This is a genomic window from Sphingomonas sp. PP-CE-1A-559, assembly GCF_004340965.1.
In the GTDB taxonomy this organism is placed as follows: domain Bacteria; phylum Pseudomonadota; class Alphaproteobacteria; order Sphingomonadales; family Sphingomonadaceae; genus Sphingomonas.
Window position 1 is genome coordinate 702,776 of the sequence record NZ_SLYA01000001.1, and the last position, 20,525, is coordinate 723,300.

Genomic DNA, 20,525 nt, shown 5'->3' on the forward strand with positions numbered 1-20,525 from the left:
CGCAAGTCAGCCCGTGGTTGAACTATATCGTAATACGATATAAATAGTGTACCTTCCCTGGAGGCAAAAGACTCTCATCATGATCGCAGCGACACGGGCAACCGAAAACCACCGGCTCGCGGACCATAGCGCCGACCGGCGGATGCTGATGCTGGCAGCGATGGCGATCGTCGTCGGGACCGGCGGTGCGCTTGCGGCATGGGTGCTCATCAAACTGATCGCGCTCGCGACCAATCTCTTCTGGTTCGGTCGCGTGTCTGCACAGTCGGTGGCGATCGTCGACACGCTCGTCGGGCCCTGGATGGTCGCCATTCCCGTTATCGGCGGTCTCATCATCGGCGTGATGGCGCGCTATGGTTCCGACAAGATCCGCGGGCATGGCATACCCGAGGCGATCGAGACAATCCTGTTCGGCGAAAGCCGGATGTCGCCGAAGGTCGCGCTGTTGAAACCGCTGTCGGCGGCGGTCTCGATCGGCAGCGGCGGGCCGTTCGGCGCGGAAGGGCCGATCATCATGACCGGCGGGGCGATCGGATCGCTGTTCGCGCAACGCTTTTCCATGAGTGCGGCCGAGCGCAAGACGCTGCTCGTCGCGGGCGCGGCTGCGGGCATGACCGCGATCTTCGGGACGCCGCTCGCCGCGATCCTGCTGGCGGTCGAGGTGCTGCTGTTCGAATGGAAGCCGCGCAGTTTCGTGCCCGTCGTGGTCGCCGTGCTGATCGCGTTCGCGTGGCGGCCGTTGCTGCTCGACAGCGGCGCGATGTTCCCGTTCGCCGGCGTGACCCCGTCCGGCGGCTGGCCGATCGCGATGGCCGCGGCAGTCGGCGTCGCCACCGGCGTGCTGGCGGCAGCGCTGTCGGTCGCGTTGTATGCGGTGGAGGACGCGTTCCACCGCCTGCCGGTGCACTGGATGTGGTGGCCCGCGATCGGCGGGGTCGTAGTCGGGCTGGGCGGACTGGTCGACGCGCATGTCCTGGGGGCGGGCTATCCGAATATCCAGGCGTTGCTCGACGGATCTCTCGCGGTGCGCGTCATCCTCGCGCTTCTGGTCGTGAAGGCGATCGTGTGGCTGGTCGCCCTCGGATCGGGCACGTCGGGCGGCATCCTCGCGCCGTTGCTGATCCTGGGTGGTGCCGCGGGGGCGCTGATCGGCCAGGTCCTGCCCGGCGGTCCCGGGTTCTGGGCGATGATCGGCATGGCCGGGATCATGAGCGGGGCGATGCGCGCGCCGATCACCGGGGCGCTGTTCGCAGCCGAACTGACGCGGCATTTCGATGCCTTGCCGCTCACCATCGCCGCGGCGGCGGCGGCCTATGCGGTCAGCGTCTTGCTGATGCGGCGGTCGATCCTGACCGAGAAGATCGCGCGTCGCGGCCGGCATATCCTCCAGGAATATAGCGTCGATCCGCTCGACCTGATGCAGGCGGACCAGTTGATGTCACGCGCGCCCGCGACGCTGCCGGGTTCGATGACGACCGCAGACGCGGCGACCTTCTTCGCGGATCGCGCCGAGCATCGGAGCTATCCGGTGATCGACGATGCGGGCAAGGTGCTTGGGCTGGTGTCGCGGACGGACGCGCTACGTTGGCAGACGATCCACCCGGGTACCGACGTTTCGCTGACCGAAACTTTGTCGGATGCATCGCTGCTCGTCGCATATCCCGATACGCCGATCGGAGTCGTGGCCGACATGATGGTTGAATCCGGCATTGGACGCGTGCCGATCGTCGCGCGCGATACGCGCCAGGTCGTCGGCATCCTCTCGCGTCAGGATCTGCTCAAGGCTCGCCGCACGCAGCGTCAATCGGAAACCGGACGGGCCGGTTCGCGCTAACGGTCTTAACCCCAAGTTGCGCGTCTGCGCCGTCGTTTGCACCGCATGCTACCGATGATACCGCGATCGCTTCGCCGATCAGCAACAGGGACGGATCGTTGTCGCTGATCGTCTCGACGAGGAACGCGAGCGCAGTTAACCGCCCGCGGAGAATGCGTTCGTTGGGGAGCGAAACGTTGACCGCGACCATCACCGGCGTGTCGGGCGCACGGCCGGCGGCGATCAGCTTGCGCGAGACTTCGCCGGCGGCGGCGCGGCCCATATAGACGGCGAGCGTCGCATCGGGCGCGGCGAGCGCGGTCCAGTCGAGATCCAGCGCTTCGCCGGCGCGGGCGTGCGCAGTGAGGAAGGTGAGCTTCCGCGCGAGACCGCGTAACGTCAGCGACGCGCCACCCGAGGCTGCGGCGGCGCTCGCGGCTGTGATGCCGGGACAGATGCGTACAGTGACGCCGTTGGCCTCGAGGTGGTCGAGTTCTTCGGTCAAGCGGCCGAAGATCGACGGGTCGCCGCCCTTGAGCCTGACGACGCGCTTGCCCGCGAGTGCTGCCCTGGCGAGCAGGACGTTGATCGAGACCTGGTCCTTCGAATGCCGGCCCGATCTTTTGCCGACGCTGACCATCTCGGTCCCGTCTGGAATGAGCGCGAGCACGCCCGGCCCGACCAGTGCGTCGTGGAAGACGATGTCGGCCGCCGCGAGCAAGCGCTCGGCTTTGCGCGTGAGAAGGTCGGGATCGCCGGGGCCCGCACCGACCAGCCAGACCGAACCGGCGGGGAAATCATGCGACATTGGTTGATCCTTGCGTGACGAGGAGTTTGGCGAGGGCAGGGCGGCACGATCCGCAATTGGTGCCGGCTTTCAGTGCGGCCCCGATCGCAGGGACGTCGGCGAGATGCTGGTCGGCGATCGCGGCGAGGATGGTCTTGAGCCTGACGTCGAAGCACGCGCAGACGATCGGGCCACGGTCGACCTGAGGGCCCGGCGCGCGGCCGGCGAGCAGGGTGGGCGCGGCGACGCCCTCGCTCAGTTGCGCGACGAGCCAGTCGCGGGGCGGGAGCGTGCCGTCTCGGGTGACAAACAGGACGCCGGCCAGCCTGCCGCTGTCGAGGATCGCGATCCGGCGTGAGCCCCGCGCGGCATCGACCGCTTCGATCCGCTGGCCCTTCGGCAAAAGCGCGTCGAGCGCAGCGGCGTCGCCGTTGCCCGCCATGTCCCATGCCGTTCCGCACGGCACCGCAACGCGCGTCGCCCACAGGCAGTCGGGGCGGCTCTCCAGTTCACCGCGGACGACGACAAAGCCGCGCCACTTGGTCGCGACGGATTCGATCCGGACAGGGGTCGATTTGAACCCCGGCTGGCCCGATATCGGATCGGCAAGCGGGCGAGGCAGCAGCCCGGCGCGGCCGCCGGTCGCGGTGTGGTCGGTCCAGTGGATCGGGACGAACAGCTCGCCGACCCGCTGCGTCGCGACGACGCTTGCGCGGAACAGCGTGTCGCCCTGCGGCGTCGTCACGCGTGCCAGCCCACCATCGACGATCCCGAGACGCGCCGCATCGTCGGGGTGGATCTCGACCAGCGGCTCCTCGCGGTGGCGCGCGAGCTTGGGCGACAGACCGGTGCGCGTCATGGTGTGCCACTGGTCGCGGTATCGCCCGGTGTTGAGCGTCATCGGCCATTTTACGAGCGGCGCGGCGACCGGCTTCTGCACGACCGGAACAAGGCGCGCGCGCCCGTCCGGCGTCGAGAAACGGCCATCGGCGAACGGCGTGCCGCCCCAGCGGAACGGGGCCATCGCGTCATAGTCCGCATTGCCCTTGGCCGCATGGCCGGGCAGCGCGAACAGCCGTGTGCCGTCGTTCTCATACCCGGACAGCCGGCAATGCTCGCGCCAGATCTCGGCAGGACGATCGTAGGAGAATGCGGTCTTCCAGCCCATCCGCCGGCCGACTTCGGAGACGATCCACCAGTCGGGCTTGGCCTCGCCGGGCGCCGCCATGAACGCGCGTTGGCGGCTGATCGTGCGGTCCGAATTGGTGACGGTGCCGTCCTTCTCGCCCCACGCCGCGGCGGGCAGGCGGACATGCGCGTGGACCGAAGTGTCGGTCGTCTCGATCACGTCGGACACGACGACGAACGGGCAACCGGCCAGCGCCTCGCGCACGCGACCGGCGTCGGGCATCGACACTGCGGGGTTGGTCGCCATCACCCACAACGCCTTGATCCGGCCGTTGCCGAGTTCGCGGAACAGGTCGACCGCCTTTAGCCCCGGCTTGGTTGCCATGTTTGGCGCGGCCCAGAACCGGCCGACACGCGCGACGTTCTCGGGCGCGAAATCCATGTGCGCGGCGAGTGAAGACGCGAGCCCACCGACCTCGCGCCCGCCCATCGCGTTGGGCTGGCCGGTGATCGAGAAGGGGGCGGCACCCGGCTTGCCGATGCGGCCGGTGGCGAGATGGAGGTTGGTGATCGCGTTGACCTGATCGGTGCCCGACAGCGACTGGTTCACGCCCTGGCTGAACATCGTCACGGTCTTCGGCGTCGCGGCGAACAGTTCATAGAAGCGCCGGAGGTCCCGCGGCGGAACGTCGCAGATGCGCGCCACCGACCACAAATCGCTGCCTTCGTCGAACTGGTCCCAGAACGCATCAGGCGTCGCGACGTGTGCGGCGAGATAGTCGTAGTCGACCACGCCCACGTCACGGCACCATGCGAGCAAGCCATTCATCAGCGCGACGTCGGTGCCGGGCCGGATCGCGAGATGGAGGTCGGCCTCGTCCACGGTCTCGGTCCGGCGCGGGTCGATCACCACCAGTTTCGCGCCGGCGTCGCAGCGCGCGCGGATGCGTTGATAGACGATCGGATGGCACCAGGCGGTGTTCGATCCGACCAGCACGATCAGGTCGGCGGCGTCGAGATCGTCGTAGCTCGCGGGGACGATGTCCTCGCCGAACGCGCGCATGTGGCCCGCGACGGCGCTCGCCATGCAGAGCCGCGAATTGGTGTCGATGTTCGCCGAACCGATGAAGCCCTTCATCAGCTTGTTGGCGACGTAATAGTCTTCAGTGAGGAGCTGGCCGGAGACGTAGAAGGCGACGCTGTTCGGGCCGTGCTGTGCGATCGTGTCGCGGAAGCGTTTCGCGACGAGGTCGAGCGCCTTGTCCCACGAGGCGCGGCGCTGGCCGATCATCGGGGTGAGGAGGCGACCTTCGAGTCCGATCGTCTCGCCGAGATGCGTGCCCTTAGAGCAGAGCTTGCCAGCGTTGGCGGGGTGGTCGGGGTCGCCCTTGATCGTGACGCTGCGTTCGCCGGTCGGCGTCGCGAGGATACCGCAACCGACACCGCAATACGCGCACGTCGTGCGGATATCCTCCCCGGCACGGGGAGGGGGACCATCCGAAGGATGGTGGAGGGGGGCTTCCACAGGCGTCCCCCTTCGTGGAGGCCCCTCTCCCGCAGGCGTCTCCCTTCGTGGAGGGCCCCCTCCACCGCCTGCGGCGGTCCCCCTCCCCGTGCCGGGGAGGATCACGCGGCGGCTTTCATGGTCGAGGTGCGGCAGAGGAGCACACGGCCACCGCTCACCTTCACCGGAATAACCGGCGTACATCCCTTATCCTCGCCCAGCGCCTCGCCCGTATCCAGCGCAATCCGCCAGTTATGCAGCGGGCACGCCACCGCGCCGCCGTGGACGATGCCCTGCGACAGTCGCCCACCCTTGTGCGGGCACCGATCCGCCAGCGCGAAGACCTTGCCGTCGCCGGTACGGAAGACCGCGATGTCGTCGCCGCCGGTGACCTGCACCGTGCGGCTGCCGCGGACCGGGATCTCGTCGACCCAGCCGATATCGAGCCATTCGCCGATCATGCCATTTCCCTCGTGCTGTCGATGGGGGTGAAGCGCGCCATCGGCGCATGCTGTTCGCGATGCTCCCCCGCCGCGCGCGCCGCCCAAGGATCGTCCTGCGTGAACTGCTGCGAGAACAGGAACCGTGCCGCCAGCGCATCGCGGCCCTCCGGATCGTCGGCGATCCGTTCGCGAATGTATTCCACGCCGATCCGCTCGATCCACGGCGCGGTCCGCTCCAGATAGCGCGCTTCCTCGCGGTACAACTGGATGAACGCGGCGCAGTACTGCATCGCCTCTTCCTCGGTCGCGACCTTGCACAGGAAATCGGTCGCGCGGACCTTGATCCCGCCATTGCCACCGACCGAAAGCTCGTAGCCGCTCTCGACGCAGACCACGCCGAAATCCTTGATCGTCGCCTCGGCGCAGTTGCGCGGGCAGCCGCTGACCGCGATCTTGAACTTGTGCGGCATCCAACTGCCCCACGTCATCCGCTCGACCTTGACGCCGAGCCCGGTCGAATCCTGCGTTCCGAACCGGCACCAGTCCGACCCGACGCACGTCTTCACGGTCCGCAGCGACTTGCCGTACGCATGCCCGCTGACCATCCCCGCGGCGTTGAGATCGGCCCAGACCGCGGGCAGATCCTCCTTCTTGATCCCGAAGATGTCGAGCCGCTGGCCGCCCGTCACCTTGACCATCGGCGCATCGTATTTCTCGACGACATCGGCGATCGCGCGCAGCTCGCGCGGGTTGGTGAGCCCACCCCACATCCGCGGCACGACCGAATAGGTGCCGTCCTTCTGGATGTTGGCGTGCACGCGCTCGTTGACGTAGCGGCTCTGCTGGTCGTCCTTGTAGTCGCCCGGCAACGCGCAGAGCAGGTAGTAATTGAGCGCAGGCCGGCACGACGAACACCCGTCGGGGGTCGACCAGCTCATCTTCTGCATGACTTCGGGGATCGAGCGCATGCCCTGCGCGACGATCTCGCGGCGGACGTCGTCGTGGCCGAAGCTGGTGCATTTGCACATCGTCTTGACCGAACGTTCGCCCGAATACTCGTCGCCCAAGGTGACCGCGAGCAGCGTCTCGACGAGGCCGGTGCAAGATCCGCACGATGCCGACGCCTTGCAGGTCGCGCGGACCGCGTCGAGCGTCGCGTTGCCGGCGCCGATGCACGCCACGACCTTGCCCTTGGTGACGCCGTTGCAGCCGCAGATCTCCGCATCGTCGGAGAGCGCCGCAACGGCCGCCTTAGGGTCCGAAGTGCCTCCTCCCGAGGCGAACGACTGGCCGAAGATCAGCATGTCGCGGATCGGCGCGATGTCTTCCGCTCGCTTGAGCAGGTCGAAATACCAGCCGCCATCGGTCGTGTCGCCGTACAGCACCGCGCCGACGATCCGGTCGTCCTTGACCACGACGCGCTTGTAGATGCCGCGCGACGCATCGCGCAGGACGATGTCCTCCGCGCCTGCACCGCCCGAGAAATCGCCTGCCGAGAACACGTCGAGCCCGGCGACCTTCAGCTTGGTCGAGGTCACCGATCCGCGATAGCCGCTGTGACTGTCGGTCAATCCGTCGGCCAGTGCACGGCACATGTCCCACAGCGGCGCGACGAGGCCGTAGACGTTGCCGTCATGCTCGACGCATTCGCCGACCGCCAGGATCGACGGGTCGCTGGTGATCATGTGGTCGTCGACCTTGATCCCGCGGCCGATCTCCAGACCGGCGTCACGCGCGAGCGCCACCGAGGGTCGGATGCCGACCGCCATGACGACGAGGCTCGCGGGGATCAGCGTGCCGTCTTTCAGCAGCACGCCCTCGACATGGGTATCGCCGACGATCTCGGCGGTGTTCGCTTCGGTGAGGATGACCTGGCCGCGCGATTCCAGCGCCGACTTGAGCAACCACCCCGCCGCCTCGTCGAGCTGCCGCTCCATCAGCGTCGGCATCAGGTGGATCACCGTCACCTTCATCCCGCGCAACGTGAGGCCGTGTGCGGCCTCCAAGCCGAGCAGCCCGCCGCCGATGACGACCGCGGCGCCACCCTTGCCCGCAGCCTCCAGCATGTGGTCGACGTCCGCCATGTCGCGGAACGAGATCACGCCGGGCAGGTCCTTGCCGGGGACGGGGATGATGAACGGATCGGAGCCGGTCGCGATCAGCAGCCGGTCGTACGATACCGTCAGCCCGGAGCGCGCGGTGACGGTCTTGGCCACGCGATCGATCGCCTGTACCGGGTCGCTGGTCACGAGTTCGATCGTGTTGGTCGCGTACCAGGCGTGATCGTTGATGACGATCTGCTCGAACGTCTTCTCGCCCGCCAGCACCGGCGACAGCATGATGCGGTTGTAGTTCACGTGCGGCTCGGCACCGAAGATCGTCACGCGGTACCGGGTCGGATCGCGCGCGATCAGTTCCTCGACCGCGCGACAGCCGGCCATGCCGTTGCCGATCACGACCAAGTGTTCGCGGGTGTCGGGGGAGGGGGTTTGGTGGTCCATCAGATCGTCCAGTCGGGTTGGAGCCGGGGAAGGGAGGGTCATGCGGGGAGCGCGCGGTTGACCGAGCGGTCGCTGGTGCGGCGTGCGTCGAGCGCGGCGTCGAGCAGCGCGCGCTCGTTCGATTTGTGCGTGGCGGAGAAGCGGACGGCTAGCGCGCAGACCGCGGTGCCTGCGACAATATAGCCGAGCACGATGAGGCATTGCTGCGGGGTGGCCGACGCCTTGTTGAGGAACCCCGCCGCGACCGCGCCGATGTTGCCGCCCGCGCCGATCAGCCCGGCGACACCGCCCAGCGCCTTGCGGTCGATGAACGGCACCAGCGCATAGGTCGCGCCGCACGCCATGTGCGTGAACAGCCCGAACATCGTCATCGCCAGGATCGCGGGCGTGACGCTGCCGGCATGACCGAACAGCACGAGGCCGACGCCTTCGCCGAGCATCAGCGCGAACAACAGCAGCGCGCGGCCATCGAGGCCCTTCACGAGCGCGATCCGGTCGCTCGCGATTCCCCCGAGCGCACGGGCAAAGAGCGCAAGCCCGCCGAAGATCCCTGCTGCCAGCCCCGCATTGGTCAGCGAAAGCCCGAACCGATCGACATAATAACTTGCGGCAATATTATGAATGAAGATCTCGACCCCGAAGCACGCGCCGTACGTCGCGGCGAGCATCCAGGTGCGGTAATTGGCGGCGGCGCGGCGGAAGATCGCCATGCCGGTCGCCTTGCCGCCGTCGAGCTCGATGCCCGCGGCGCGGAGGTCGACGATGTCGCCTTGCGGCGTGTCCTGCGTGTAGCGCGCATAGACGAACGCCATCGCGAGCATCGCGACGCCCGGCACGAACATCGCCGCGCGCCAGCCGAACGCGTGCTCGACGCCTAGGCCGACCAGCGCCGCGACGACCAGCGGCATCAGGCTCTGCGCCGCACCGCCGCCCGCATTGCCCCAGCCGCCGACGGTCGCGTTGGCGGTGCCGACGACGTTGGGCGCGAACATCACGCTGGTGTGATATTGTGTGATCACGAACGACGCGCCGATCGCGCCGATCGCGAGGCGGAAGAACAGGAATGTCTCGTACGTTTGCGCGAACGCCAGCCCGAACACCGGAAACGCACCGATCAGCAGCAGCCACGTATAGGTGCGCCGCGGGCCGAACCGGTCGCAGAGCGGCCCGACCACCAGCCGCACCATGATCGTCACCGCGACCGCGGCGATGTTGATGTTGGCGATCTGGTTTTTGCTCAGCCCGAACTCGGCCTTGATCAGCGGCATCAACGGCGCCGCGGCGAACCACGCGAAGAAGCACACGAAGAACGCGAGCCACGTGACGTGGAACGCGCGCATCTGCGGCGTGGCGGCGCTGAACAGGTCGATCCTGGTGGCTTTCGGCGCGGCGGTGTCGATACCTGGTGATGCGAACAACATGGTCGGTTCCCCATCTGCGATGGACAAAGAAAAAGCCGCCCCGACGGCGACCTTGCGGACGCATCGGAGCGGCTTCGTTGCCTATGGACGACCGTGGATCGCCCTACGCGGTCAGGTCCCGTCGTTGGAACCGGTCTCGCGATGATTTCGTGTCCGACTCCCTTGCCAGACGCTGTGAAGATGACCGAAGTGGCCGTATCGCGCAAGCGTCATTTCGCACGTGCAGCAGATTTGCAGTTCAGAGGCGACCGACCGCTAAAACTCCCCTCACTGAAAGGGAGGACAGGGGATGGGTCGGTTCCCGCATGTCCGAACCGACGGGGCTCAAGCCAGTCGACCCACCCCCAACCCCTCCCTTCCAGGGAGGGGAGAAGAAAGTTCAGGGCAAGCCGGCCAGATACCCCTCGATATCATCCGGATCGAACGCCCGCCGATCGAAGAACGCATCGCGCCCGAGGATCAACCGCCCTTGCGTCGATCCCGCGCCGATGCCGTCCGCGCCGATCGCCCCCTCCAGCTTCGAACTCGCATTGGGCAGCGGCGCGCCCGAGCCCGCCAACGCCGCGCGATACACGTCAGGACGAAACACCCCTTGCGCGACGTCCGCCTCCTCGGCCGAGAACGGCGTGCCGTCCCAGCGTACCATCTGCGAATACAGCCACGCTGCTTGGCTGCGCCACGGGAAGTTCGCCGCCTCGCGGTACTGGAACATGAAGTCGGGCACGTGGATCGGCACCGCACCCTTCACCAGCCGCACCCGGTCGCCGATCGCCCGCGCCACTGCATCGACCGGGGCATCGAGATACTCAGGGCGAGCGAGAATCGCCGCGCTGGCCTCACGCGTGTCGGGATCGACGAACTGCGCGGCGGCGGTATGCAGCGCCCGGATCAGCCGGTGGACGACGTCGCCGCGCTCGACCAGCGTCTCCGCACGCATCGCCAGCACCTTCTCGACGCCGCGCTGCCAGACCTGCGCCGTTACCAGCGCGATCCGCCCGACCCCGCGATCGACCGCGACGCCATTCCACGGCTCGCCGACGCAGATGCCATCGACTTCGCCCGCCGCCAGCGCATCGGCGGCGAAGGTCGGGCTGGTCGTGACGATCTCGACGTCGGTATCCGGCCGGATGCCTACTGCCGCGAGCCAGTAGCGCAGCATGTAATTATGGCTGGAGTAGCGATGCACCACGCCGAACCGCAGCCGCCGCCCCGCCGCAGCACGCTCGGTCGCGACCGCCTTCAGTCGCGCGCCGAGCACGACCGGATCGCCGAGCGCATCGCCGTCCATCACTTGCGCCGCGAGCGGCAGCGACAGCGTGATCGCATTGCCGTTGAGCCCCAGCACAAATGGCACCGCCATAGGTACCGCTGGCCGCCCACGCCCCAGCGCCGTCGCGATTGCCAGCGGCGCGACCATGTGCGCGGCGTCGGTATGACCGTACAGCAGCCGATCGCGCACCGTCGCCCAGGTCATGTCGCGAACGAGTTCGATCTCCAGCCCCTCGGCCTCGGCGAACCCACGTGCGCGCGCGAGGATCGGTAGCGCCGCATCGACGAGAGGGAGGAAACCGATGCGGACCCGGTCGAGCGCCATCACAAATCTCCCATGAGCGCGTCGCTGGTGATGATCGCGTCGGCGATCTCAGCGATCCGCCGGTTGGATCGCATTGCCTGCGCGCGGAGCAGGCCGTACGCGGTCGGCTCGTCGATGCCGCGACGTTTCATCAGGATCGCCTTGGCGCGGTCGACGGTGGTGCGATCAGCGAGTGCACTGCGAGCTTCGTGCAACTCCGCCTGCAATCGCGCGAACGCTTGGAACCGGCGGATCGCGAGGTCGATGACCGGCTTGATCCGCTGCTTGGCGAGCCCGTCGACGATATAGGCTGAGACGCCTGCATCAACCGCCGCGTTCGTCGACTCTGCGTCGCTTTGATCGACGAACATCGCGATCGGTCGGGCGAGGGCGCGCGATACGGCGAAGAACTCCTCGAGCACGTCGCGGCTTGGATTTTCGAGGTTGATCAGCACTACTTCGGGCGCTGCCTTCTCCAGCGCCGCAACCATCCCGAGCATGCCGTCGATAACGACGATATCGTCGAGTCCGGCCTCACGCAGGCCTTCCGAAATGATCGCAGCACGCGTCGTGCTCGTGTCGATGATCGCGATCCGCATCACGCAGTCTTATGCTGCACCAATCCTCATGGCGAGGGCACATCGAACGCAACCCCATGTCGTCGAGCATGCCCTGACGCTGCGGGGTAACGGACTGTTCGGTGGCTGAAGCGCGATGTCCCGCGATTGCGGCGGCGTAGCCGCCTTCCGACAATCCAATCTTTATGGAAAAGGCGGCGGCGACCTAATGTCAGCTATCGCTGTTGCCTTGGCGGACGCGAACTGTCCGCTTTCCTGTCTAAATCGTACTAAAATAGCTACCCGCACAGAGATGAATGAGTGTCTGAAGTTGGGGAGCGGCGAACGGAGCGCGAATGTCCGGGTATGGGTCCGCGCCGCCACGCCGCTGACGGCAGCTCTCGACCAACTCAAGCCGTTCGTGACGCGAATTGCGAATGGCAGCTTCGGACGGAACCCGTTATTCGACGAGGCCAAAGCGATCGGCGGTCGCCTATCCTTGCAACCGAGCGTGTCTGGTAACCCGTCTTGAACACCGTCGTTCCTGAGGTCACTGGGCAGCAGCAGCGAGACGATTGGCGATGGGCCATTGCCAACGGGCAGATATCTAGCACCTCGGTACGGATAGCTGACGTACGTAGGCCTTTCCTGCACATTGTTTTCCGAACCGGTTGATGAACATCGGCCCGCGGCAAAAGCCGGCTCTGGCCGGCCCGTATGCGGTGTTCGGAAAACGGCCGTTTTCTGCACACCGCTGCCATCAGCCGATTCTCAAACGGGATCGTAAATTTAGAAGGTTGGCCTCGGAAATCTCAAACTAGCCAACTCTGACATATCCTTTATGCTGGATATATGGAAAACGATACGGCCATTGCTGCACTTAGCGCTCTCGCACAAGGCACACGCCTCGACGTGTTTCGCCTACTGGTCCGGCACGAACCAGATGGAATGGCGGCCGGCGAAATCGCCCGTCAGCTCGACGTGCCGCAAAACACTATGTCAGCGCACCTTGGCATTCTCGCGCGTGCCGGCATCGTCCGTTCCGAACGACATAGCCGCTCGATCGTCTACCGCGCCGATCTGGACGGGCTGCGCGCACTGACCCTGTTCCTCGTCAAAGACTGCTGCGCCGGCTCACCCGAACTATGTGCGCCACTCCTAGCCGAACTCACCCCATGCTGCTGAAAGGACGTCCCGTGGCCGTCGATATCGTGATCTATCACAACCCCGAATGCGGCACGTCGCGCAACACGCTGGCGATGATCCGCAATGCCGGCATCGAGCCGCATGTGGTCGAATATCTGAAGACACCGCCTGCGCGCGCGCTGCTGGTCGAACTGATCGATCGCGCTGGGATCACGCCCCGCGATCTGCTGCGTGAGAAGGGGACTCCTTATGCGGAGTTGGGCCTGGGCGACACGTCGTTGTCCGACGAAGCGCTGGTGGACGCGATGATGGCGCATCCGGTCCTGATCAACCGGCCGCTGGTCGTCTCGCCGCTTGGCGTGAAACTGTGTCGTCCGTCCGAAGCGGTCCTCGATCTACTGCCTGAGCCGCAACAGGGTGCGTTTGCCAAGGAGGACGGCGAACAGGTCGTGGACGCCTCGGGCCAGCGCGTCGCCTGATGTTGCTCGCGCTCGCTATCTTCGTCGCCACGATCGCGCTCGTCATCTGGCAACCGAAGGGCCTTGGCATCGGGTGGAGCGCGACGGGCGGCGCGGCGATCGCGCTGCTCGTCGGGGTCGTCTCGCTCGCCGACGTGCCGGTGGTGTGGGGTATCGTCTGGAACGCGACCGCGACATTCGTCGCGATCATCATCGTCAGCCTGTTGCTCGATGAAGCCGGGTTCTTCGAATGGGCGGCGCTCCACGTCGCGCGCTGGGGCCGGGGGCATGGTCGCAGGCTGATCGTGCTGATCGTGCTGCTCGGCGCGGCTGTGTCGGCGCTGTTCGCCAATGACGGCGCAGCGCTGATCCTAACGCCGATCGTCATCGCGATGCTGCGTGCGCTGGGATACAAGGACAAGGCGACGCTGGCGTTCGTCATGGCGGCGGGGTTCATAGCCGATACCGCCAGTCTGCCGTTGATCGTCTCCAACCTCGTCAACATCGTGTCGGCCGACTTCTTCCGGATCGGCTTTGCCAATTATGCTTCGGTGATGGTGCCCGTCGATCTGGCGTCGATCGCCGCGACATTGGTTGCGCTGCTGCTGTTCTTCCGGCGCGACATACCGGCAAGCTATGACGTGGCGCAGCTTCGTACGCCTGCTGACGCAATCCGCGATCCTGCAACGTTCAAGGCAGGCTGGGTCGTTCTGGCCCTGCTACTCGCCGGCTTCTTCCTGCTCGAACCTATCGGCGTGCCGGTCAGCGCCGTTGCCGCTGCCGGCGCGGTCCTCCTGCTCGTCATCGCCGCGCGCGGCCATGTCATCCAGACGCGCAAGGTGCTGGCCGGTGCGCCCTGGCAGGTCGTGATCTTCTCGCTCGGCATGTACCTGGTCGTTTACGGTCTTCGGAATGCTGGCCTGACCAACCACCTTGCCAGCTTGCTCGATCGCACCGCGCAAGGCGGCGTGTGGGGTGCGGCGTTCGGCACCGGCATCATCGCCGCGCTGCTGTCATCGGTGATGAACAACATGCCGACCGTGCTGGTTGGCGCGCTGTCGATCGACGCGACGCACGCCACGGGCCCGATCAAGGAAGTGATGATCTACGCCAACGTGATCGGGTGCGACCTTGGCCCGAAGATCACGCCGATCGGTTCGCTCGCGACGCTGCTCTGGCTGCACGTCCTCGGACAAAAGGGCATTCGGATTGGCTGGGGCTATTACTTCAAGGTTGGTGCGACACTAACGATCCCGGTGCTGCTGGTGACACTCACGGCACTCGCGATCAGGATCAGCATGGTATGACGGCACTCGTATATCTGGCCGCGTCGCTCGCGGAAATCGCGGGCTGCTTCGCCTTTTGGGCATGGTTGCGGCTGAGCAAATCTCCCCTGTGGCTGGCTCCAGGCGTGGTCTCGCTTATGCTGTTCGCCTGGCTGCTGACACGGGTGGATAGCGATGCAGCGGGGCGGGCCTATGCGGCCTATGGCGGCGTCTACATCTGCGCATCATTGATCTGGCTGTGGGCTGTCGAAGGGGTGCGGCCCGATCGCTGGGATGCTGGTGGAGCGGCACTCTGCCTGATCGGCACCTGTATCATTCTGCTTGGCCCAAGGACTGCCTGATGCCGCTCCGCACTATCTCCGATCCTGATAATCTACCCGCGCTCGATCGGCGCTATTCGCTCAATCGTCCTGCCCTTGGGCTGGGCGCTGGTGATCCGCCTCCGCGCATCCTGTTGCTCTACGGCTCCCTGCGGGAGCGGTCGTTCTCGCGACTGTGTGTGGAAGAAGCTGCTCGCCTGCTGCAATTCTTCGGCTGTGAAACGCGGATCTTCGATCCTTCGACCCTGCCGGTACCCGACCAAGTGACGGGCGACGATCACCCGGCCGTCCACGAACTGCGCGAACTGTCGATGTGGTCGGAAGGGCATGTGTGGTGCAGCCCCGAGCGGCACGGCCAGATTACCGGGATCATGAAGCTGCAAGTCGATCACCTGCCGCTGTCGATGGGGGGGATGCGCCCGACGCAGGGCCGCACGCTCGCCGTCATGCAGGTATCGGCCGGGTCGCAGTCGTTCAACAGCGTGAACACCCTGCGCGTCCTCGGCCGTTGGATGCGAATGGTGACGATCCCCAACCAATCCAGCGTCGCGAAGGCGTTTGCCGAGTTCGAAGAAAACGATCGAATGAAGCCTTCGGCCTACTATGATCGGATCGTGGACGTGATGGAAGAATTGGTACGCTTCACGGTCCTGCTACGCCCGCACACCGCCCAACTGGTCGATCGCTATTCCGAGCGAAAGGAGGCAGGCGTGCCGATCGATAGCGCCACGGACCTTTCGAGCATCGCAACCTCGCCAACGTACCGGAAAGGCGAGTAAAGTCCGCTTAGTGTGGCAAACCGCTCCTGCGGCATTGTACATGACTGAGGGTGCTTCTAGATGCATCCGATGAAACGCCGGGCTCGCCCACTATCCAAGATATTGCATTCCATGGCGTTTTTCGTCCTGGCGGTGATGTTGCTGGTCCGGCTTGGCCCGATCTGCGAGACGATGGCGATGGCCGCGCCTCCGGCTGCTTCCGCGATGATGGACTGCGCCAGCAAATCAGCAGGCGCTCCCATCAAAAAGGCCCCTGCGTCGGCCTGCGCCATACCGTGCGTTGCTGTTGCCGGCGAAACCGTCGAGCATATCGGGCTGGTTCCGTCCTCCCGTCTATCGCCTTGGCCGGCTCCACAGACCGGCCTTTTGGGCATGGCATACGCTCCGGCCACACCCCCTCCGCAAACCGTGTGACGTCGAACACCATCACACGTAAATTTCGGAGAATATCATGACCAAGTTCAAGCTCATCAGCGCTGCCTTCGCCCTCACCCTGTCGACTGGCGCATTCGCCGCTGTCGCCAATTGCTGCGCCGACATGGCGTGCTGCAAGGACGGTGCGGACTGCTGCAAGGATGGCGCAAAAGCCAAGGCTGCTGACTGCTGCGATCATGCCAAGGGCGGCATGAAGCACGGCTAAAGGATGGATAGGGGCGGGCAACCGCCCCTATTTTCTAGTCTACGTCTACTCGGCGCGGCACGCCGTCCCGCCACGGTCGCTGCGACGAGCGAAGAGTTACCCGCAAGGTTGAGGCTCTCCCCCGAACCGCATCCATCGTTCGTCCCATCTCGCGCGCGATTACCGCCAGCGTCTGCCTGGCCTCGATACGCCGACGAAGCTCGGCATTATCATCATCGGTCCAGGACGTTCCACGTCGAGCGGTCAGCCCAATACCTCCTCAATCAGGAGCAATCCCAGAAACCCGATGAAGAACATCGCGCTGATAAGCGGGGTGTCAGGCTTCTCGTGCGCCTCGACCAATAGCTCCTCCGTCACGAGGTAGAGCAGCGCCATCAGACCGAAACTGAGAAACCCGGCGATGACGACGGGCGGAAACGTCGCAACAGGCGTCGCTATCGCCGCGCCGATCGGCAGCAACAACGCGATCCCCATCGTAATCCCGATGATACGTGCCTTGGACTTGATCGTCTCACCCAACTCGGTCGTTACGGTCAGTCCGAGAAACAGCACCTCCAGCGTCAACGCGATCGTCAGCAACACGCCGGCCTTCCCGCCAGCGACGAACGCTAATCCGAGAACAAGCCCGTCGATCAGGATATCGACTGCAACTGCCCCGAGCATAGCGATCGGTCCACTGGCGCGACCCTCAAGAGCTTTGAGCGACAGCATCACGAGAATGCCAAGCGCGCCGCCAGTGAATGTCGCGATCGGTGAACCTTCGTGCATCACCTGGGGCAGGATCTCGGCTGCCGCTGCGGCGAACACAACGCCTGCCGCCAAGTGCTGCATGGCGCTTACGAAGGCATCACTTGGCCGTCTCGATACCGCGAATAGCGAACCGATCAGTACGGCAACGACGGGAATGAGAGTGAAGGCAACGGCCTGCATAGCTTAGGCCCTCGCGCTGTCATGAGCCAAAGGCGGCAGTTCGATGTGTCCCCCTGATGGGACTGGCAACTCGCGCCGTCCGAAACGAGCGTAGAGCGTCGGCAGCACGAACAAGGTGAGCAGAGTTGCGGATATCAGACCACCAATGACGACGGTCGCCAGCGGCTTTTGCACCTCTGCTCCAGCACCATGACCAAGCGCCATCGGCACGAAGCCAAGCGACGCAACGAGAGCCGTCATCGCAACCGGCCGGAGCCGCGCCAGAGCGCCTTGATGCGCCGCTACCGCACGATCCATGCCTTGCCGCATCAGATCATGGATGGACGACACCATGACCAGCCCGTTGAGAACCGCGACACCTGATAACGCGATGAAGCCGACTGCCGCTGAAATGGAGAACGGCATGCCTCTTAGCACCAGCGCAAGGATGCCTCCGACCAACGCCAGCGGAACGCCGGTAAACACGATCAACGCATCCCTGACGGAGCCTAGCGCGCCGTAGAGCAGGAACATGATGACCACGAAACAGATCGGCACCACAACGCTGAGCCGATCGCGGGCGGATGCCAGGTTCTCGAACTGACCGCCCCATTCGAGGTACGTGCCGGCCGGCAATTTCACCTGAGCGTCGATGGCTGACCGGGCATCAGCCACAACGCCGGCCACGTCTCGATCGCGCACGTTGGCCTGCACCACGACACGCCGCTTGCCGTTCTCGCGACTGATCTGGTTGGGACCATCGACCACGGCGATATCCGCCACAGTCGATAACGGTACGAAGCCGCCACTGCCGGTCGGTACCGGGACCTGAGCAACCGCCGTCAGATCGGATCGTGAGCTTTCCGCCATCCGGATCACGACCGGGAAACGACGATCGCCTTCAAAGATCACGCCCGCCTGTCGGCCGCCAATGGCTGCGGCAACCGTGTCCTGCACGTCACCGGCCGTTACCCCGACGCGGGACATGGCAGTGCGGTTCGGTCGGATATCGAGCATCGGCAAGCCTTCGGTTTGCTCAACCCGCACGTCCGCTGCACCCCGCGTCTTTCGCAGGATGCCGGCGATCCGATCTGCGGTCGCGTTCATCTCGCCAAAATCGTCGCCGAATACCTTGATCGCGATATCGCCGCGTACGCCTGCAATCAGCTCGTTGAACCGCATCTGGATCGGCTGGGTGATCTCATAGGCGTTGCCCGGCAGGGTAGAGAGACGCTTTTCAAGCCGCTCCACCAGCTCTTCCTTGGACAGGCCGGGGTCGGGCCACTCCTTCTTCGGCTTCAGGATGACGAAGGTGTCGGTCGCGTTAGGCGGCATTGGGTCCGATGCAATTTCAGACGTGCCAGTGCGGGAGAAGGCAAACCGTACCTCCGGTGCCTTGGCGAGCGCCTTTTCCACCTGAAACTGCATCGCCTGGCTCTGATCGACCGACGTGCCGGGGATGCGGACTGCCTGCACGAGGATGTTGCCCTCATCGAGCTGCGGCAAGAACTCCTGCCCCAATGTCGTGAAAGCGGCACCGGCAAGCGCCAGCGCGCCGATCGCGACGCCGATGGTGAGGGTGGGCCGGCGCATTGCCGCATCGAGTCCCGGCTCGTAGCGCTGCCGGAGGAATGTGACGACGCGGCTTTCCTTCTCTTCGACCCGCTTGCTGAGCCAGATCGCAATCGCTGCCGGTATGAAGGTCAGTGACAGGATGAAGGCGAACACCAGCGCGATGATGACCGTCAGCGCCATCGGCTCGAACATCTTGCCTTCGACGCCCGTGAAGGTGAGCAACGGCGCATAGACAAGGATGATGATAGCCTGCCCGTACACCGATGGCCGGATCATCTCGCGCGCCGATGCCGCGACAATCCCGAGACGTTGCTCGATCGTCAGCACGTCACCCCGACCATGCTGCGCCTCGCCCAAACGCCGTAATGCGTTCTCCACGATAATGACCGCGCCATCCACGATCAGACCAAAGTCGAGCGCGCCAAGGCTCATCAGATTGGCCGAAACACCCGCCTTCAACATGCCGATGCTGGTCAACAGCATCGTGATCGGAATGACGCAGGCCGCGATCAGCGCCGCGCGGAAATTGCCAAGCAGCGCAAACAGAACGACGATCACTAGCACCGCACCCTCGGCAAGGTTGCGGGCAACCGTGGCGATCGTGGAGTTCACCAGCTCGGTCCGGTTCATAACCGGCTTCACGACAACATCGACCGGCAACGAGCGGCCGATCTGCGTCAGCCGTTCGGCAACGCCCGTCGACACCGTGCGGCTATTCTCCCCGATCCGCATGACCGCGGTGCCGACGACAACCTCATGTCCGTTTTCCGACGCCGATCCCATGCGTAGCGCCTGCCCGGTGCGAACGGTCGCGATCTGGTTGAGCAGAATCGGAACGCTCTCGCGCGTGGCAACGACGGTACGGGCCAGCTCGTCGGCGTTGCGGACACGCCCATCTGATCGAACCGCTAACCCTTCGCCGTTGCGGTTGACCACGCCAGCGCCCGCGCTGGTATTGCTGCGCTGAAGGGCGGTGGTGAGATCCTGAAGCGTCAGCCGCATTGCCGCCATGCGCTGTATGTCCGGAATAACGAGATATTCTTTGGTGTAGCCACCAAGGGAGTCGACGCCAGCAAGCCCGGCCGTGCTTTTGAGCTGCGGCGTGACGATCCAATCCTGCACGGTGCGCAGGTAGGTCGCCTTGTCGGCGTCGCTGACAAGGTGATCCCCCTCGGGGGTGATATAGCTGGCATCGCGCTGCAAGCCGGGTTCGCCGTTGCGGTGGTGAACTTGGTCCAGCTCGCGATATTCGACCGTCCACATGAAGATATCGCCGAGGCCCGTGGCGATCGGCCCCATCTCGGGGTTCACACCTTCGGGAAGGTCCTCCTCAGCGGTTCGCAGACGTTCCGCGACCTGCGCTCGCGCAAAGTAGATATCGGTCTTTTCACCGAAAACCGCTGTGATCTGGGCAAAGCCATTGCGACTTAGCGAGCGGGTATATTCAAGGCCGGGAATGCCCGCGAGCGCGGTTTCGACCGTGAACGCAACCTGCTTCTCGATCTGATCGGGGGAGAGGGCAGGAGCAACGACGTTAATCTGCACCTGGTTGTTGGTGATGTCGGGTACGGCGTCGATCGGAAGCTGACGCAGCGCGCCAATCCCGAGCAATGCAGCCGCGATGGTGAGAAGCAGGACGAGCCAGCGCTTCTCGACGGAGAGGGTGACGATGCGACCGATCATGG

General features: G+C 65.2%; 17 protein-coding genes. 7 read left to right on the plus strand and 10 right to left on the minus strand.

The features are described 5' to 3' along the window. Positions 1–79 precede the first annotated feature (79 nt). Positions 80–1,834, plus strand: coding sequence for a chloride channel protein (locus C8J42_RS03130; RefSeq protein WP_243644039.1), 1,755 nt, complete (start codon positions 80–82; stop codon positions 1,832–1,834). Here the strand turns inward: C8J42_RS03130 and cobA are convergent. The 7 genes from cobA to C8J42_RS03165 form a co-directional block, all read right to left on the minus strand. Next, positions 1,779–2,621 carry a uroporphyrinogen-III C-methyltransferase gene (gene cobA, locus C8J42_RS03135; RefSeq protein ID WP_133018844.1) on the minus strand — a complete coding sequence of 281 codons (843 nt, stop codon included), beginning with the start codon at positions 2,619–2,621 and terminating at the stop codon, positions 1,779–1,781. The genes C8J42_RS03130 and cobA overlap by 56 nt on opposite strands. Further along, a complete protein-coding gene (locus C8J42_RS03140) occupies positions 2,611–5,253 on the minus strand; it encodes a nitrate reductase (protein WP_243644041.1) in 2,643 nt (880 codons plus the stop codon). The genes cobA and C8J42_RS03140 overlap by 11 nt, the downstream gene beginning before the upstream one ends. A gap of 101 nt (positions 5,254–5,354) precedes the next feature. Then, positions 5,355–5,693, minus strand: coding sequence for a nitrite reductase small subunit NirD (nirD, locus tag C8J42_RS03145; RefSeq protein ID WP_175518279.1), 339 nt, complete (start codon positions 5,691–5,693; stop codon positions 5,355–5,357). After that, a complete protein-coding gene (gene nirB, locus C8J42_RS03150; RefSeq protein WP_207897055.1) occupies positions 5,690–8,176 on the minus strand; it encodes a nitrite reductase large subunit NirB in 2,487 nt (828 codons plus the stop codon). The genes nirD and nirB overlap by 4 nt, the downstream gene beginning before the upstream one ends. A 38-nt stretch (positions 8,177–8,214) precedes the next feature. Further along, a complete protein-coding gene (locus C8J42_RS03155; protein WP_133018846.1) occupies positions 8,215–9,597 on the minus strand; it encodes an MFS transporter in 1,383 nt (460 codons plus the stop codon). Positions 9,598–9,976: 379 nt separating this feature from the next. Beyond that, positions 9,977–11,191 carry a CmpA/NrtA family ABC transporter substrate-binding protein gene (locus tag C8J42_RS03160; RefSeq protein WP_133018847.1) on the minus strand — a complete coding sequence of 405 codons (1,215 nt, stop codon included), beginning with the start codon at positions 11,189–11,191 and terminating at the stop codon, positions 9,977–9,979. Next, positions 11,191–11,769: an ANTAR domain-containing protein gene (locus C8J42_RS03165; protein ID WP_055876699.1), complete on the minus strand. Its 579-nt coding sequence runs from the start codon at positions 11,767–11,769 to the stop codon at positions 11,191–11,193. Before C8J42_RS03165 ends, C8J42_RS03160 begins: the two co-directional genes overlap by 1 nt. A gap of 810 nt (positions 11,770–12,579) precedes the next feature. Here C8J42_RS03165 and C8J42_RS03170 point away from each other — a divergent pair. Genes C8J42_RS03170 through arsH form a run of 5 tightly spaced genes read left to right on the plus strand, consistent with a single transcriptional unit; the run spans position 12,580 to position 15,716 of the window. Next, positions 12,580–12,912: a metalloregulator ArsR/SmtB family transcription factor gene (locus C8J42_RS03170; protein WP_082463432.1), complete on the plus strand. Its 333-nt coding sequence runs from the start codon at positions 12,580–12,582 to the stop codon at positions 12,910–12,912. Between the two features lie 11 nt (positions 12,913–12,923). Next, entirely contained in the window at positions 12,924–13,352 is a 429-nt protein-coding gene (gene arsC / locus C8J42_RS03175) for an arsenate reductase (glutaredoxin) (RefSeq protein ID WP_235525809.1), read from the plus strand. Continuing rightward, positions 13,352–14,638, plus strand: a complete 1,287-nt coding sequence (locus tag C8J42_RS03180; RefSeq protein WP_055879895.1) for an arsenic transporter — start codon at positions 13,352–13,354, stop codon at positions 14,636–14,638. Before arsC ends, C8J42_RS03180 begins: the two co-directional genes overlap by 1 nt. Further along, positions 14,635–14,958: a YnfA family protein gene (locus C8J42_RS03185; protein ID WP_055879898.1), complete on the plus strand. Its 324-nt coding sequence runs from the start codon at positions 14,635–14,637 to the stop codon at positions 14,956–14,958. Before C8J42_RS03180 ends, C8J42_RS03185 begins: the two co-directional genes overlap by 4 nt. Further along, on the plus strand, positions 14,958–15,716 hold the full coding sequence (gene arsH, locus C8J42_RS03190; RefSeq protein ID WP_055879901.1) for an arsenical resistance protein ArsH: 759 nt from the start codon (positions 14,958–14,960) through the stop codon (positions 15,714–15,716). Before C8J42_RS03185 ends, arsH begins: the two co-directional genes overlap by 1 nt. Positions 15,717–15,772: 56 nt before the next feature. On the opposite strand, the gene C8J42_RS03195 is transcribed toward arsH, so the two are convergent. Next, positions 15,773–15,988: a hypothetical protein gene (locus C8J42_RS03195; protein ID WP_055879905.1), complete on the minus strand. Its 216-nt coding sequence runs from the start codon at positions 15,986–15,988 to the stop codon at positions 15,773–15,775. Positions 15,989–16,167: 179 nt separating this feature from the next. Here C8J42_RS03195 and C8J42_RS03200 point away from each other — a divergent pair, with 179 nt between their 5' ends. After that, entirely contained in the window at positions 16,168–16,356 is a 189-nt protein-coding gene (locus C8J42_RS03200; RefSeq protein ID WP_041394287.1) for a hypothetical protein, read from the plus strand. A gap of 243 nt (positions 16,357–16,599) precedes the next feature. Here the strand turns inward: C8J42_RS03200 and C8J42_RS03205 are convergent, their stop codons facing one another. Together C8J42_RS03205 and C8J42_RS03210 are read right to left on the minus strand one after the other, a co-directional pair. Continuing rightward, complete coding sequence (locus C8J42_RS03205; protein WP_055879907.1) at positions 16,600–17,286, minus strand: hypothetical protein; 687 nt, start codon at positions 17,284–17,286, stop codon at positions 16,600–16,602. A 3-nt stretch (positions 17,287–17,289) separates the two neighbouring features. Further along, the gene (locus C8J42_RS03210) at positions 17,290–20,523 is read right to left on the minus strand and encodes a CusA/CzcA family heavy metal efflux RND transporter (protein WP_107952240.1); all 3,234 of its coding nucleotides are present in this window, start codon (positions 20,521–20,523) and stop codon (positions 17,290–17,292) included. Positions 20,524–20,525: the final 2 nt, after the last annotated feature.

What these genes read in the sequence shown, in the direction of transcription:
- C8J42_RS03130 (WP_243644039.1), top strand. Translation starts at nt 80, where the DNA reads ATGATCGCAGCGACACGGGCAACCGAAAACCACCGGCTCGCGGACCAT.
- cobA (WP_133018844.1), bottom strand. Translation starts at nt 2,621, where the DNA reads ATGTCGCATGATTTCCCCGCCGGTTCGGTCTGGCTGGTCGGTGCGGGC.
- nirD (WP_175518279.1), bottom strand. Translation starts at nt 5,693, where the DNA reads ATGATCGGCGAATGGCTCGATATCGGCTGGGTCGACGAGATCCCGGTC.
- nirB (WP_207897055.1), bottom strand. Translation starts at nt 8,176, where the DNA reads ATGGACCACCAAACCCCCTCCCCCGACACCCGCGAACACTTGGTCGTG.
- C8J42_RS03155 (WP_133018846.1), bottom strand. Translation starts at nt 9,597, where the DNA reads ATGTTGTTCGCATCACCAGGTATCGACACCGCCGCGCCGAAAGCCACC.
- C8J42_RS03160 (WP_133018847.1), bottom strand. Translation starts at nt 11,191, where the DNA reads ATGGCGCTCGACCGGGTCCGCATCGGTTTCCTCCCTCTCGTCGATGCG.
- C8J42_RS03165 (WP_055876699.1), bottom strand. Translation starts at nt 11,769, where the DNA reads ATGCGGATCGCGATCATCGACACGAGCACGACGCGTGCTGCGATCATT.
- C8J42_RS03170 (WP_082463432.1), top strand. Translation starts at nt 12,580, where the DNA reads ATGGAAAACGATACGGCCATTGCTGCACTTAGCGCTCTCGCACAAGGC.
- C8J42_RS03180 (WP_055879895.1), top strand. Translation starts at nt 13,352, where the DNA reads ATGTTGCTCGCGCTCGCTATCTTCGTCGCCACGATCGCGCTCGTCATC.
- C8J42_RS03185 (WP_055879898.1), top strand. Translation starts at nt 14,635, where the DNA reads ATGACGGCACTCGTATATCTGGCCGCGTCGCTCGCGGAAATCGCGGGC.
- arsH (WP_055879901.1), top strand. Translation starts at nt 14,958, where the DNA reads ATGCCGCTCCGCACTATCTCCGATCCTGATAATCTACCCGCGCTCGAT.
- C8J42_RS03195 (WP_055879905.1), bottom strand. Translation starts at nt 15,988, where the DNA reads ATGGCGCAGGCCGACGCAGGGGCCTTTTTGATGGGAGCGCCTGCTGAT.
- C8J42_RS03200 (WP_041394287.1), top strand. Translation starts at nt 16,168, where the DNA reads ATGACCAAGTTCAAGCTCATCAGCGCTGCCTTCGCCCTCACCCTGTCG.
- C8J42_RS03205 (WP_055879907.1), bottom strand. Translation starts at nt 17,286, where the DNA reads ATGCAGGCCGTTGCCTTCACTCTCATTCCCGTCGTTGCCGTACTGATC.
- C8J42_RS03210 (WP_107952240.1), bottom strand. Translation starts at nt 20,523, where the DNA reads ATGATCGGTCGCATCGTCACCCTCTCCGTCGAGAAGCGCTGGCTCGTC.